At 64.4% G+C, this 14,032-nt stretch carries 11 protein-coding genes and 1 tRNA gene; 4 read left to right on the plus strand and 8 right to left on the minus strand.

Annotation, left to right across the window (positions count from 1 at the left end; translation table 11 throughout):
• Nucleotides 1-52: 52 nt before the first annotated feature.
• The 8 genes from OXC99_08955 to OXC99_08990 form a co-directional block, all read right to left on the minus strand.
• Entirely contained in the window at nucleotides 53-1,564 is a 1,512-nt protein-coding gene (locus OXC99_08955) for an FGGY-family carbohydrate kinase (GenBank protein MCY4625109.1), read from the minus strand.
• Nucleotides 1,561-2,535 (minus strand): 3-phosphoglycerate dehydrogenase, encoded by a 975-nt coding sequence (locus tag OXC99_08960; GenBank protein MCY4625110.1) that lies wholly within the window; start codon nucleotides 2,533-2,535, stop codon nucleotides 1,561-1,563. The genes OXC99_08955 and OXC99_08960 overlap by 4 nt, the downstream gene beginning before the upstream one ends.
• A gap of 15 nt (nucleotides 2,536-2,550) precedes the next feature.
• The gene (locus tag OXC99_08965) at nucleotides 2,551-3,033 is read right to left on the minus strand and encodes an NUDIX domain-containing protein (GenBank protein MCY4625111.1); all 483 of its coding nucleotides are present in this window, start codon (nucleotides 3,031-3,033) and stop codon (nucleotides 2,551-2,553) included.
• Nucleotides 3,034-3,108: 75 nt separating this feature from the next.
• Nucleotides 3,109-4,449 carry a hydroxysqualene dehydroxylase HpnE gene (gene hpnE / locus OXC99_08970; protein MCY4625112.1) on the minus strand — a complete coding sequence of 447 codons (1,341 nt, stop codon included), beginning with the start codon at nucleotides 4,447-4,449 and terminating at the stop codon, nucleotides 3,109-3,111.
• Nucleotides 4,446-5,333 carry a presqualene diphosphate synthase HpnD gene (gene hpnD / locus OXC99_08975; protein MCY4625113.1) on the minus strand — a complete coding sequence of 296 codons (888 nt, stop codon included), beginning with the start codon at nucleotides 5,331-5,333 and terminating at the stop codon, nucleotides 4,446-4,448. The genes hpnE and hpnD overlap by 4 nt, the downstream gene beginning before the upstream one ends.
• Before the next feature lie 26 nt (nucleotides 5,334-5,359).
• The gene (hpnC, locus tag OXC99_08980) at nucleotides 5,360-6,244 is read right to left on the minus strand and encodes a squalene synthase HpnC (protein MCY4625114.1); all 885 of its coding nucleotides are present in this window, start codon (nucleotides 6,242-6,244) and stop codon (nucleotides 5,360-5,362) included.
• A 2-nt stretch (nucleotides 6,245-6,246) separates the two neighbouring features.
• Entirely contained in the window at nucleotides 6,247-6,720 is a 474-nt protein-coding gene (locus OXC99_08985; GenBank protein MCY4625115.1) for a secondary thiamine-phosphate synthase enzyme YjbQ, read from the minus strand.
• Nucleotides 6,721-7,079: 359 nt separating this feature from the next.
• Nucleotides 7,080-8,138 carry a polyprenyl synthetase family protein gene (locus OXC99_08990; GenBank protein ID MCY4625116.1) on the minus strand — a complete coding sequence of 353 codons (1,059 nt, stop codon included), beginning with the start codon at nucleotides 8,136-8,138 and terminating at the stop codon, nucleotides 7,080-7,082.
• Between the two features lie 238 nt (nucleotides 8,139-8,376).
• Here OXC99_08990 and OXC99_08995 point away from each other — a divergent pair.
• The 4 genes from OXC99_08995 (at nucleotide 8,377) to OXC99_09010 (ending at nucleotide 13,963) form a co-directional block, all read left to right on the plus strand.
• Nucleotides 8,377-8,453, plus strand: a tRNA-Ile gene (locus OXC99_08995).
• Between the two features lie 630 nt (nucleotides 8,454-9,083).
• On the plus strand, nucleotides 9,084-10,121 hold the full coding sequence (locus OXC99_09000; GenBank protein MCY4625117.1) for a 3-phosphoglycerate dehydrogenase: 1,038 nt from the start codon (nucleotides 9,084-9,086) through the stop codon (nucleotides 10,119-10,121).
• Nucleotides 10,122-10,295: 174 nt separating this feature from the next.
• Nucleotides 10,296-11,495, plus strand: a complete 1,200-nt coding sequence (locus OXC99_09005) for an amidohydrolase family protein (protein MCY4625118.1) — start codon at nucleotides 10,296-10,298, stop codon at nucleotides 11,493-11,495.
• A 701-nt stretch (nucleotides 11,496-12,196) separates the two neighbouring features.
• Nucleotides 12,197-13,963, plus strand: a complete 1,767-nt coding sequence (locus tag OXC99_09010) for an ABC transporter substrate-binding protein (protein MCY4625119.1) — start codon at nucleotides 12,197-12,199, stop codon at nucleotides 13,961-13,963.
• Nucleotides 13,964-14,032 lie beyond the last annotated feature (69 nt).

The following is a 14,032-nucleotide window of genomic DNA, read 5'->3' on the forward strand; positions in this document are numbered from 1 at the left end:
TTGGTGGACTACGGTCTATTGTAACGCATACGGCGGTGGCTACGGTGCGTGTCTACAGGAACCCTTCCATGCGCGACTGGGCGTCCAGCCACCGGGCATAGTGCTCCTGGTATTCGTGCTGAGAGACAGGGTCCGGCGTGACTTCACGCAAGCCGTCGCGGGCGGCGAGCGCCAACTGATCGAGGGCTCCCGCGCCTTCCAGGGAGGCCTCGGCCGCCAGCGCGGCGCCTTGCAGGCTCACCTCCGGCGTTGGCGCAGCGTGGACGGGTCGCGACATGACATCGGCGAGGACCCGCGCGAACAACGCGGTGCGCGTCATGCCCCCGCCGACGGCGAGACCGGCAGGCTGTACGCCCGTCACCTCAAAGAGCAGGTCAGCCGCGCCACGCACGGCGAAGACCACGTTCTCCAGCGCGGCACGGGCCAGCCGGGCCCGGTCAAGGCCGCTGAAGGTTACGGGCACCGGGAAGAGCAGGCCTCCCGGCTGCAGTCCGGGCCGTGACAGGTCCAGCGGCGCCGGGCCAAGGAGCGCGACAGCGCCCGCCGCGCCCGCCGGTGACTCGGCGGCCAGCGCCTCCATGCGCTCGAAGCCGCCGTTCGCAGGGCCAAGGAGCAGCTCCATCAGCCAGCGGTACGCGTTGCCGCCGTCGCCGGCGTTGGCCTCGGCCACCCATCGCTGGGGCACGACGTGTCGGCCCACCCATGTCCGGCGGGCAGGGTCGGGCTGCGGGGCCGCCGTGACCGACTGCGTCGTGACGCTCCATCCTGCAACAACGCCGGTGTCGCCAGGCGACGCCGCGCCCATCGCCAGCAGGCCGCACTGCGTGTCCGGCCCGGCAACCACGACGGGTACGCCGGGCGGGATGCCCAACTGGTCTGCGGCGTCTCTTGAAAGGGCTCCAAGGACCTCGCCCGGCTTTGTGATTGGCGGAAAGCAATCGCTCCTTAGGCCGAGAGAATCGAGAACCGGTGTGGCCAGCGCTCCGCCCGTGACGTCGAGCAGCCCGGACTCCGCTGCGAGTGTTTCCTGCAGGGCGCGTTCACCCGTGAGCCGGTGCCCTACCCAATCGCCCACTGTCAGCACGACAGAGATGCGCTCATAGGTGTCGGGCTCGTTCTGTTGCCGCCAGCGCAACTTGACCGGAGCGAGCATGTAGGACGGCAGGTGGCCGGTGAGACGGTAGACCGTTTCCGCGTGTTCTTCGTCAAAGGCCAGCCCCTCGAAGAGGGCGCGCAGGTCCATATTGGGGCCGAGGAAGAGGTCATGGCCCTCGGCGTCCAGCGCGCCGATGCCCTGCCGCTGGCTCGTGACGCCCACGGCGGCGACGCTGCCGTTCCTCACGCCGGCATCGTGGAGCGCGCGGCGGACGGTGTCCGCAATAGCAGGCCACAGCGCCTCTGTCTCGAACGATCGGCTGAAGGGCGCGTCCCTGTCCTGCGGCTCGTAGGGTACGGGCGCCGAAGCCCTCGACAGAAGGCGGCCGCCTGTCGCCGACACGGCAGCCTTCAATGTGCCCGTGCCGGCGTCGATGGCGAGGAACACCGCTCCGTTGTCGGCGCTCATGACGACCCCGTGGCGGCTGCGCGCCGGTCGCGACGGACTGCCCCCTCAAACCGGAGGAGGGCCCGCGTGATGGCGCGCGAGTAGCGCTCGACAGTCTCCGCCGTCGCGCCGCCGACGTGCGGAGTCAGGAGGACGTTGTCCAGCTTGAGAAGCGGGCTGTTGGGAATGATGGGGTGCGTCTCAAAGACGTCGAGGCCCGCGCCGGCCAGCCGCCCGCTGCGGAGCGCTTCCACGAGTGCAGCCTCGTCCACCAGGGCAGCCGACGCCGTGTTGATGAAGCAGCTTCCGGGCGGCATCAGCGCCAGGCGGTCTGGGCCGAGCATCCCGATTGTCTCCGGCGTCTCGGGCACATGCAGGGTCACGACGTGGCTGCCCGCCAGGAGGCCTTCTAGCGTGGTCATGGTCACGTAGCCCAGCCCGGAGGCATAGGGATCGTGGCCCAGGACGTGCATGCCCAGCCCGCGGGCCAACCGCGCTACACGGCGGCCTATCGCGCCCATGCCGACGATGCCCATCGTCCTGCCGGCGAGCTCGGCGCCGCGCATGTCCGTGTAGGCTGCCATCGGGTGGTCCCATGAGCCGCTGTGCACATAGGCGTTGGCGGCCGGTATGCGGCGCATGAGCGACAGCGCCAGACCGATGACCAGCTCGGCGACGGCGTTGGCGTTTCGGCCCGGTGTGTTCACTACCGCCACGCCGCGCTTGGCTGCCGCTTCCATGTCGATTTGGTTGGTAGCCTGCCTGCACAAGCCGATGAAACTCAATGGTGACGGGTCCTCGAAGACCTCGTCGAAAAAGAAGTCTACCTCGGCCACCACCACCTCAATGCCCTCCTCCGCAAGGCGGACGGCAAGCTCGGCCGGGTCCCGGAGTGAGCGGGTCTCCGTCCATGGCTCGTAGATGACCGTCATGCGTCGCCGGAGTCGTTCCAGAGCGATGGGTGCAAAGGGAGCAAGTATGAGGGCCTTCACCGGCGATGGACCCCCTTAGGAAGTGTGGGACCGGACCACCTGAAACGCCTTGGCCCCCAGCAATCGAACATCGTCGGGCGGGGGCGCGCCCTCGGCGCCGTTGCGCGCGAGGGTGACGCCCTCGGCAAGCTCCTCGCGGGTCACCCACCGCCAGCCGTCGGGGGTCGACTCGATGCGCGCCTTTGGACGGCACACGTAGATGAAGTCGATGTGCTGGTGGAAGCCCTGCACAGGGTCGTTGATGTCTTCCACCATGATGGTGAGCGGGGGCGTCACTTCCTTGGGGTACTCGAGATCGCTTTCGACGCCACCGGTGGGAACGACCACTGCGTCAACACCCGTCTCCTCAGCCACCTCCCGGATGACGGCTTGCACCGGGTCTTCATTGGGCTCAATGTGGCCGCCGGGGGGAAGCCAGCATTGCAGCTTGGCGTGCCAGTGCAGCAGCGTCGCGTCATCCTGCACCACGAACCCGGTGGCTGTGAAGTGTCTTTCCAATACCGTATACACCCCCTGAGTCTTGGGCAAAGGCAGCGTGTCATGGTGGCGTTTGCCGTGTCAAGGCGCGATCCACTACGTTCCACCGCGTTCCAGGCCGGCACCGATCGCCTCGGCGGCGAGGAGGCCGCTGCGGACGGCGGACTCCATCGTGGCGGGCCAGCCGGTCTGCGTCCAGTCGCCGGCGAGCGTCAGGCCATCGATGGGTGTCGACTGCCCGGGCCGCAGCGACTGCGTCCCCGGCGTGCAGCGGAAGGTGGCGTTGGGTTGCCTCACGACCATGAAACGCTCGACGACCGCATCGGCTGCGGCGGGGAAGACGCACGCCATCTCGCCGAGGAAAACCTCGCGCAGGGCGTCACGACCCTTCCCCGCGTGCTCCCATGCGCCGCTCACTGAGATGCAGAGGTGCTGTCCGGGCCCGGGCAGACCCTCTATGTGTGACCTGTTGAACACCCATTGCAGGGGGCTGTCGAGCACGGCAAGGAAGGGTTCGTCGATGACTGGGCGGTCGTACCAGACGTGCACGTTGATGATGGGCGCCCACTGGAGGGCGGCGGATGGGGCAAGGCGCTCGTGCGCCGCTATGCCGGTGGGGAGCAGGCGCACGAGCGCGTCCCACGGCACCGCCGCGACTACGGCGTTCGTTGGCGTGAACTCGCCGTCTGCTACAAGGCCAGTCACCGCCCCATCCTCCACTTCGATGCGTGTCACGTTGCGGCCCGTGAGGATCTTTCCCCCCCGTTCGACGAGGTAGCGGCTGGCGGCGTCGGCGACTAGCTGCGTTAGGCCGACGCGGGAAACGCCGATATCGGCGCTGTGGCGGCCGGAGAGCATGCCGTCCTGAAAGAACATCAGGCCCATATAGGCGCTGACAGCGTCCACGGTGTCGTTGAAGACGGGAAGGGTCATCAGGTCCCACAGGGCGGCGATGGCCCGCTCCGATTGCCCGTGTCTCACGAGCCAGTCTTGGAAGGTCTCGGACTCAAGCGCATCGCGGAGCTTGGCGCGATTTGTGCGCTTGATGCTGAGCATCGCGGAGGCGGCGCGGAGTTTGTCGCGGAGGCCAAGGTGCGGGTAGGCCAGGAAGGACGGCAACAGGTGGAAGGGCGAGGGAAGAAGCGGCGCGGCGGCAAGCGCTCCTCGACGGCCGTTCCTGTCGACGATAACGGCGCGGAGGCGGCGCTGGAGTGTCGTGCGGTCAAGGACGCCTAGCTTGCGCAGGAAGGCGGTGTATGCGGTGCAGCAGGCCAGGTAGATGTGCTGCCCGTTGTCGATGTGGCGACCGGACTCGGCGTCTGGGAAGGAGAAGGCGCGGCCGCCAAGGTAGGGACGCTTCTCCAGCAGGGTAACGGGAACGCCACGGTCAGCGAGGGCGCAGGCGGCGGACAAGCCCGCCAGCCCGCCGCCGATCACCACGCAGCGGCGCCCCCTCTCAGGGGCAGGTAACTCTGAAGCCAAATGCGCACCGCCAGAAAGAGCTTCTCTCGGGTTGGGAGGGATATACGGCGCTCGAAGACGTCGTACCCCTGCTGTTCTATGCGGTCCAGGACGCGGCTGTACAAGCCCCCAAGCACCGCCGGACACGCCCGCGACCGCACCGGCAAGAGGGGCAGCAACCGTTTGCCGCTGTCGAAGTAGCCCCGGGCGCGGGCGACCTGGAAGCGCATGAACCGGATGAAGTCGTCGTTGACCTCGCCGGCCATGAGCGCCTCTTCAGGATACCCGAACCGGCGCATCTCCTCCTGCGGCAGGTAGACGCGGTCCATCTCCGCGTCCTCTCTGATGTCGCGCAGGATGTTGGTGAGCTGCATCCCGAGACCGAGGTCGATGGCATAGTCGCGGGCGACGGGGTCCGAGAAGCCGAAGATGTGGATGCAGACGATGCCCACCACGGAGGCGACCCGGTAGCAGTAGGTGGCGAGGTCATCGAAGGTCTCGTAGCGGTTGAGGGTGAGGTCCATCTCCACGCCGCGGGCGATCTCCGACAGGTCCTCCCACCGGATGCCGTACTCGCTGACGGCGTGGGCGAGGGCGCTGTAGACGGGGCCGTCGGGGTTGCCGTCCCTCGCGCGCTCCAGGGCGGCATCAACCTCGCGGAGCTTGCGGCGCTTCTCATCGAGGGGCAGCGGCTCGTCGGCGATGTCGTCGCAGAGGCGGCAGAAGGCGTAGGCGGCAAAGATGGCCTGTCGCTTGGTCTTGGGGAGGGTCACAAAGGCGTAGTAGAAGTTCTTGGCCTCAGTCTTGGTGACGCGTTGGCAGTGGGCGTAGGCCTCTTCCAATGCCGTCGTCCGCGCCATGCCTTGCTCCGTGTTGTGATGACCGCCTATATCTGACGGGTCAGCTTCATGCCCAGGTACGTCTTAGTCAAAAGCCACGCCTTGCGGCGGCCTGTCACTGTTGGACGTTTTGAGAGGACATCGTAGCCCTGCGCCCGGATGGCGTCCAGCACGCGCATGCCGCCGAGGCTGAAGAGCTTGACGTGCAGGCGCGCCGTGCCCTCCAGCATCTCGACGAGCGGCAGGCCCTGCTCGAAAAGCGCCTGCGCGCGTTCTACCTGGAAGGCCATAAGGTCACGGAAGGCCTGGTTGCAGACGCCGCGCGCCAACTCCTCCTCTGTGTAGCCGAAGCGCTCCAAGTCCTCCAGCGGCAAGTAGACGCGGCCCTTGTCCCAGTCGCGGCGGACGTCCTGCCAGAAGTTGGCGAGCTGCAGCGCGGTGCACGTGAAGTCAGAGAGCCGCCGGCGCTCGTCGTCGTCGTAGCCGAACAGGAGCAGGTAGAGGAAGCCGACGGGGTTGGCCGAGTGCGCGCAGTAGTGGAGCACGTCGGCAAAGGTGGCGTAGCGGCGCTGCGTCTGGTCCATGCGGTTGGCGGTGACCAGCTTGCGGAAGGGCTCCGGCGGGATGGAAAAGGCGCGAATGGTGTGCTGCAGCGCCTTGAGGTGGGGCGCCGTCGGGGCGCCGGTGTAGCACTGCTCCAGGTCGGCCTCCCACGCGTCCAGCAGGGTGAGGCGGTCGCCTGCGGCCTCGTCGCCGAGGTCGTCGACGCCGCGGCAGTAGGCGTAGACCGCAGCGACGTGGGGGAGCAGCCGCTTCGGCAGGAATCGCCCGACGACCGTGAAGTTTTCGTAGTGGGACTTGGCGAGCGCAATGCACTCGTCGTAGGCGGGGGCCAGCTCCGGGGGGATGGCGTGGACGACTGTTGACGCCATGGCTACCCCTCGACTCCCGTGACCTGCATGACTATCTCGCGGCGGCGGGGGCCGTCGAGCTCGGCAAGGAAGATGCGCTGCCAGGCGCCGAGGTGCAGGCGGCCGTCAACCACGGGGACAGTCTCCGATGCCCCCAGCAGGAGATGACGCAGGTGGGCGTGGCCGTTCTCTGGCTCGTTGGGGATGGTGCGGGCCATCGCGTTGTGGAGGTACTCGCCGCCGCGGGGCGCGAGCCGTTCCAGCATTCGCTCCATGTCGCGCAGGAGCCCCGGCTCGGCCTCGTTGATGACGATGGCGGCCGTGGTGTGGCGGGAAAAGACCAGGGCCGCGCCAGCCGTCACGCTCGACTCCGCGACAACCTCCTCAACCAGGTCGGTGATGTCGACGAACACGCTCTGCTCAGCCGTCTCTACGGTCTGGACGGCTGTGCAAACTCTTACACCTGTTGCGAGGTGCGATGAACGTCTCGTGTTCATAGCATTAGTGTGGCCCAAGGGGCTGGCACGCGCAACCGGAGCATCGCCAAGGCGGTACAGGTGCAGAATTGTTTTCGACCCGTCCCACCAAAGTTGTAGCTATGCGAGCCGTTTCCAGCTAGGATGTGATGAAACGAAAAGCGGTCTATCTGCGAAACAATTCGCGGAGACGCCGTAGCTGGGCGCGATGCGATTAGGGTTCGCCTGGGTCTCGCAGTTGGTAATACGTTGGTAGGCGCAGGGCAAAGTCCGGCGGCGTGGGGTAACTGCTACTGGGCGCACCAGTCCATGTAAAGAGGGACAGAGCGTTGGGGCAATGGCGCTGTGTCAGGGTGCGAGGCGAGCCGCCTGCCGGCATGCTAGTGGTCGCGGTGGGCGAAGAAGTGGGCGAGGTCGTGCAGGTCCTGGAGGGCCTCTTCTGTGATGTCGGCGTCGCGGGCCTCGTTGATTGCCAGTGCCCCCTTCTCCTCGGCGACGGACTGTGCGTAGGACTCGGCGCCGATGCGGTCGAGGATGCCCATGACGTCAGCGACGGCTGACTCCTTCATCTCATCCTCTGAGCTGTAGATTTGATCCAGGCGCGCGCGTTCGGGGCCGGTCGCGCCGGCAAAGCCGAAAACGACGGGCAGCGACTTCTTGCGGCGGCGGATGTCGGCGCCGGTTGCCTTGCCCATAAGGACAGGGTCGCCCCAGATGCCGAGAACGTCGTCGCGGGCCTGGAAGGTGAGCCCGAGAAGGCGGCCGCACCGGGCGAGCCGCGCCACCTGTCCGGGGGAGGCGCTGCCGAGGAGGGCGCCCATGTGCATGGCAGCCTCGACGAGGGCGCCGGTCTTGCGCGATACCATGTCGAGGTACTCGTCCGGGCCAACGTCCCGTCGGGACTCGAAGTTGAGGTCCATGCGCTGACCCTCGACGAGCTCCAGGCACCGGCCGGTCAGCGTTTGCACGACCTCGAGGGCGGCGGCCGTCGTCACGCCTGTCTCCCTGAGCTGATAGAGGGTGGCGTCGGCGACGGTGCGCAGGGCGTTGCCCGCGACAACGCCGCTGGGCTTGCCCCAGATGGACCACACGGTGCCGCGGCCGTGGCGCTCCAGGTCCTGGTCCTGGATGTCGTCATGGATGAGGGAGAAGTTGTGGATGAGCTCCAGCGCAACGGCGGCCGGGAGGGCATCCTCGATGCCGCCGCCGACGGCCTCACAGGTGAAGAGGCACAGGGCGGGGCGGAGCCGCTTGCCGGCGGCGAACTCCTGCGACTCGCCTTCGGGCGACTCCCAGCCCATGTGGTAGCGGAGCATGGTGCCGATGGGGGGCGGTGAGCCGCCGAGTCGATCGCGCAGGGCGTCCTGCACGGGCCCCTGGTACTTGCCCAGGAAGTCCGGCGACGATGCGGGGCCGTGTTGGCTGGATGGAGGAGGCAAAGCCACTGCACCTCAATGCTGACCGCCCGGAGAGGGGAGACCCCAACGGGCGTTGGCGGGCGTGTCGAAACACGCAAACCTTGACGGGGACCACGGCGAATGCTAGCGAGGGCGCGCTGTGGGTGTCAAGGCAAAGGGCTATCTCTCGATAGCGATCTCAATTGACTGTCGAGATCGCGTCAAGCTATACTTACAGATACGGCATCACCTTACCCACCCCTGATGTGCCGTCCTCCTCGGGCCGGTAGCTCAGTCGGTTAGAGCGCAGCTCTGATAAAGCTGAGGTCGGAAGTTCGAATCTTCCCCGGCCCACCACCAACCCCAGCACTCATACCACCGTCCGCCATAACCACTTCCGCCTATCCGCGCCTGCGCTCCCTGAGTGCGGGCGTTTTCAATGTCACAGAAGGAGGGAACCGGCACGGAAGTCATGCAAGTAGTCGAGGCCATGAATAAAGCGGTGTTCACTGTTGTGTCTCGGGGGAAAGAGAGACGGCGGTGCAGCCTGTGGACCGGATAGGCGGCAAGATACACCAACACAGAAACCCAGGTTGGCGGCCTGATACTGGTTGAGGCGGTTGAAGAACTACTCTATGGACCCCAAATGTCTGCTGCAGATGCTGTGAGCCACAGTATTGCCGAGCTCATCCCTCCGAGCAATTGGCAGCATGTGGAAGAGTGCCGGAATCCGGTTCGGGATTGGCCGTCCTGTGCACGGCTGCTCAACTTGTCGCTGCGCGCTGCAAACCGGCGGCCCAGGAATTTGTCATAACTTGACTCAACGGAGACAATACTCCCTGGCGTAGCCACTATAGCGTAGCTACAGAAGGGAGATGATCATAGACATGTCTATTGGGCTGGGTCGGGCAGTCGCATGGGATTGACGTCTGGTGGTCATGGCCATGATAGCGGCTGACGTTAAGAAGTGTGCAAGGAGAGTATGCAGTGAAGGTGTTGGTACTGAATCTGGCAGGACAGGATGAGGCCTTGAAATCCCTTACGGAGGCAGGGCATGAGGTTGTCTTTGGCCGGCCTTCCGCGCCTGGAAATGTGGCTAGTCCTAGAGAGGCTTATACCGCGGGCGAGCTGATGGAATTGTGTCACGATGTCCATGCTGTTCTCGGCCCTCCCGCGACTTTGACCGGCGCCGTCATGGAGGCGGCTCCGCTGCTTCACACCCTGGTCGTTCCTGTCATTGGCTACGAGCGAGTGGATGTCCAGGCGGCCACGGACTTGGGCATCATGGTCTGCAACAGTCCTACGCCAGAGAACTTTGTGAGCGTATCGGAAGCCTCGATAGCGTTGATGACGATGCTGGCCAAGCGCCTCAGGCGAAAGGAAGCGCGCATTCGCGGAGGCGAGTGGAGCCAAAACTCTGATCGAGGCTTCCTGCTCTGGCAAAAGACAGTCGGAATCATCGGGTTGGGACGAACAGGATCGGGGGTGGCCAAGCGACTCTCAGGGTGGGACGTTCGGCTGATTTGCTATGATCCTTACATCACCGATGAACGCGCGGCGGAGTTTGGCGCGGAGAGGGTCGATCTACCCACCCTGCTGCAAGAATCGGACTTTGTGACAGTCCATGTGGTGATCACGCCGGAGACCTTCGAGATGATAGGTGAGGACCAACTTCGGATGATGAAGCCGTCCGCCTACCTCATCAACACCTCTCGCGGGGAGGCAATCGACGAAGCCGCGATACGAAAGGCTCTTGACGAAGAATGGATCGCGGGCGCCGCGCTCGACGTTTTCCATCAGGAGCCTTTGCCCGTTGACAGCCCGATGAGGAGCCTCGATCCGGACCGGGTGTTTCTCACGCCGCACAGCATTGCCCATACACACGCGAGCCTCGTTGCCAACCGCGAAAAGGCAATTGACACCACGATAATTGCCCTGAGAGGGGAAGTGCCAGACTCAGTGGTGAATCCAGATGTTCTACCCAAATGGATAGAGCGGATCAAGTTGATCATGGAGACCGCCTGATTCCCGTCCCTCCAAGTCCCGGAACTGCGGGAGGTCACCCCGGACCACTGCGCCGCAACCTTGACAGTCGTTGAACACGACGCATAGGTTATCGTCAACAAAGCGGGAGGCGCGAGGATGCGTCTCCCAGGCCTCTGCAGACGACTGGGACCGGCCCACCGAAGGAGCGGCAGGATGAAGTACCAACGCATCTCAGGAGACTCGCATCTGGAGGTTGCGGCGGACCGCTGGACGCACCGGGTCGACCCTCGGTACCGCGGCCACGCGCCGAGGAACGTCACGCTGCCGGACGGCGCGGACGGGACGATCGTGGAAGACCTGCCGCCGGTGCAGAACCCGATGGACCTGTATGGCGGCAAGGGCCGGGACGTCTGGCACCCCTTCGGCCAAACGTACGCGAGCACCCCCGGCACCGGCTCGCCCGAGCAGCGGTTGGCGGAGCAGACCCAAGACGGCCTGGACGCGGAGGTCCTGTTCCCGGCGGTGGTATGCGGCCCCCGGCTGTGGTCCAGGGTGAAAGACTATGCCGCCAGGCTGGCCATCTTTCGCGGGTGGAACGACTGGCTGGCGGAGGAGTACTGTGCCGTGTCGCCGGACCGGCTCATTGGCGTGGCCGCGCTGCCGACGACGGGCGTCGACGACGCCATCGCGGAGATGGCGCGCTGCCGGGACCTGGGGCTGAAGGCGGCCATGCTGGTCCGGTTCCCCAACGGAGGCGCGCGCCCCAGCGCCGAGGATGACAAGTTCTGGGCCGCGGCAGTGGAAATGGACTTCCCCATCACCATCCACGTGGACCTGGACCGTTCCCCGGACCCCAACGGGCGGCTGCTGGAGTACCCGAGGGAACACGAGGTACTGAACCGTACGGAACTCGCGTTCCAGGTCCAGCGGTTCGCTCGCGCCGGGGGCGTCAACACCGTGCAGCTGGTGCTCTCCGGCCTCTTCGACCGTTTCCCCACGCTGCAGATTGACATGGCTGAGAACTGCATTGGCTGGGTGCCCTTCTTCCTGGAGATGGCGGATGTCCGCTACAAGCGGCACATCTACTGGTCTGAGCAGTTTGTGGGCTTCAAGCCACTGCAGCAGCTTCCCAGCGAGTACATCACCCAGCACTTCTACTGGGGCTTTCAGGTCGACCGCTCAGGCGTGGAGCTCCGTCATTGGCTGGGCGTGGACAAGCTGATGTGGGCAGCGGACTTCCCGCACCAGGAATCCGATTGGCCCGACTCTGACGAGGTGATTGAGCACAATTTCCATGGCATACCGGAGGACGAGGTCTACAAGATGGTGGCCGGAAACGCCATTCGGTTTTTTCACCTGAACGCGGAGGACCCGGCCCCCGCCGGCGGGCTGGCGGGCCAAGCATCGCGTTAGCACGCCTAAAGACCTGAACTTGAAGCGCCCTGCCGCGGGAGCGGTGTGTGCGCCAAGCCTTGACTTTCCTTGCGGCCGCCACTAGACTGCGCCCAACTTGTTGACTATAACCTTTGTAAAGCAGTCCGGTTTCTTAATAAGTTCGTAAAAATATTCACAATACCCGTCGAAAACAGTGAGTAGTCCGCGCATATGCGTAGCATTGGAGCAATCCAGGCGCAGACTCAACTTACAGAACGGGGCCAGCGATGGTCAGGGCAGTTGAAGATATACCTTCTTCTTCCCGTCCTTTGACGCACCTCATAGGGGCGCCATTCTCATCCTGCGGCATGCGCCCTGCCTCCATCGGATCCTCGACACAAGCTGCATCGGTCAAAACCGCCCGCCACAACCCCGATTGCTCCTCGAATCGGGCGTACACCGTCCACCAACCCCTCCGCAAATTCCCGATCAGATTCCCCCGTGCCAACCCAGTCATCGCGGTCACCAATGGTAACGTGTCTCGCTGCGCCACCGAAGGCCGGAGACCTCACGCCTTTCCCTCCTGCCAGATGGCAAATCCTTATGTGCATTTCGGGTCATACCATGCCCTGGAAGAGCTGCCTGCAGAACATTCCGTTGGGCATTGCGTGAGGGCGTGAATACTGTCAACAGAATCGGAGTTGGGATTCCCAACAAGGGTGATTGAGTTAGGAGGGGCAATGAAGAACTTTTCGGTCAAGAACGGAATAATGGCGGCAATTGTCGCGTCGCTTGGGCTGCTCTTGTTGGTCGCCTGTGGGAACGGAGATGACGATTCGGAGCCCTCGACCAGTCAGCCTACCGCGGCTCCCACGGCGGCGCCGGAGTCGGCCGCAGTGAGCCCGACGGCCTCCCCCGCTACGTCCGCTCCTGTGATGGCTGAGCCTGTCGAGCCAAAGATCAAGCGCGTAATCATGGCGGTTACTCCACCCTCCTCGGAGTTCTCTGCACCAAGAATGGGCGGGCAGCCGCAGGCCTTCCAGGTGCGCCCCATCTATGAGTACCTGATTGGCATAGACGCCGAAACCGGGGGATTCGTGCCTGAGCTTGCGACGGAATGGAACCTGGAACCCGATGGCCTATCGTTCAGGTTCAAGTTGCGGGAGGGCGTCAAGTGGCAGCGGGACTTCGGAGAGTTTACTGCCGAGGATGTGCTCTTCACGCATGAGCAGTTCATTCTGGAAGACAGCGTCCACGGACAGACGACGAGCTATGGCGAAATGGTTGGCAGCGTGGAGATCGTCAACGACTATGAGGTTATCTTCAGGCTGAGCAGGCCCGCCGCGGAGTTCATCACCGTGATGTCCGCACAGCAAGGGAACATGGGCGATCAGGTTAGCAAAGCCCACCATGAGGCGGAAGGAGAGCCGCTCAACCTGGACGACTCTGTTGTCGGTACGGGCCCCTACCAGCTTCTGGAACGGCAGCAAGAAAGATTCCTCATCTTTGAACGGGTGCCCTACGAGCACTGGAAGGTCACGCCGGACTTCCAGGAGTTCGAGTACCGATGGCTGGCTGAGGCCTCCACGCGGCTGGCCGCGCTGCTTGCCGGCGAGGTCCACCTGGCCTCTATTCCCAAGGACAATGTCGGCACCGCAACCAATGAGGGCATGCTCCTTGTCCAGGGCAAGGTGCCCGGCCAAAGGACGTTCATCCGGTACTACTGCTGCAACTTTGACTCGGAGTCGCAGGCCTGGACCAACCCGGACACTCCCCTCATGGACATTCGGGTGCGCAAGGCGTTCTCCAAGGCAGTTGATCGTGACCAATTGAACGAGGCCTACTTTGGCGGGTCCGCCGTCCCGATGTACAACGCGCACCAGAACCCAAGCCGGGAGGGCTGGGACCCCACCTGGGTCACTCGCTTCCCTGACGAGTACGGATACGACCCTGTGGCGGCGAGGGCGCTTCTGGCGGAAGCGGGCTATGGCCCCAACAACCCTGTGGAAGCAAATCTCTTTGTTATCCGGGAGACGCGAGGCATCCCTGCGTCCCTTGACCTGACCGAGGCCGTAGGCGGCTACATGAGTGATATCGGGGCTAGTGTGAAGCTCATTTCCATCGAGCGCGGCGGGATTTCCCCAGGTACCAGGAATCCTCCCTTTGAATTCAACAACCACCTGAACCTTGACATCACCTCCTCCGACCTGTTCATCGCGATCAGGGTGAAGAACTCAGGGACCGGCCAGCCCAACCGGTTGTATGGCTTCGCTACGCCGGAAATGGACGACGCATACTATAGGCTCATCAGCGAAGTGGACGACGTCAAGCGAAACGAAATCGCCCGTGAATGGGGCAACCTGCACTACGACCTGCACGCCAGCAACCCGCTCTTCTGGGTGCCGGCGGAGATAGTGGTCAACCCCGAGTTCGTGAGCGATTACGTGTGGCCCGGCGCCTTCACCGGCACGTGGAGCCACGTTCACAACATCAAGGCGGCGACTTAGCCCCTTCTGGATTCGATTGGAAGCTGCCCTGTTAGAGAGTCTTGGCAGTGGATGACTTACTCGATAGGA

This window comes from Chloroflexota bacterium, assembly GCA_026713825.1.
Lineage (GTDB): Bacteria > Chloroflexota > Dehalococcoidia > Lucifugimonadales > UBA1127 > UBA1127.

Bases quoted from the DNA above. Each gene is read 5' to 3' on its own strand.
- OXC99_09005 (MCY4625118.1), top strand. From the start codon at position 10,296: ATGAAGTACCAACGCATCTCAGGAGACTCGCATCTGGAGGTTGCGGCG.
- OXC99_08955 (MCY4625109.1), bottom strand. From the start codon at position 1,564: ATGAGCGCCGACAACGGAGCGGTGTTCCTCGCCATCGACGCCGGCACG.
- OXC99_09010 (MCY4625119.1), top strand. From the start codon at position 12,197: ATGAAGAACTTTTCGGTCAAGAACGGAATAATGGCGGCAATTGTCGCG.
- hpnC (MCY4625114.1), bottom strand. From the start codon at position 6,244: ATGGCGTCAACAGTCGTCCACGCCATCCCCCCGGAGCTGGCCCCCGCC.
- hpnD (MCY4625113.1), bottom strand. From the start codon at position 5,333: ATGGCGCGGACGACGGCATTGGAAGAGGCCTACGCCCACTGCCAACGC.
- OXC99_08985 (MCY4625115.1), bottom strand. From the start codon at position 6,720: ATGAACACGAGACGTTCATCGCACCTCGCAACAGGTGTAAGAGTTTGC.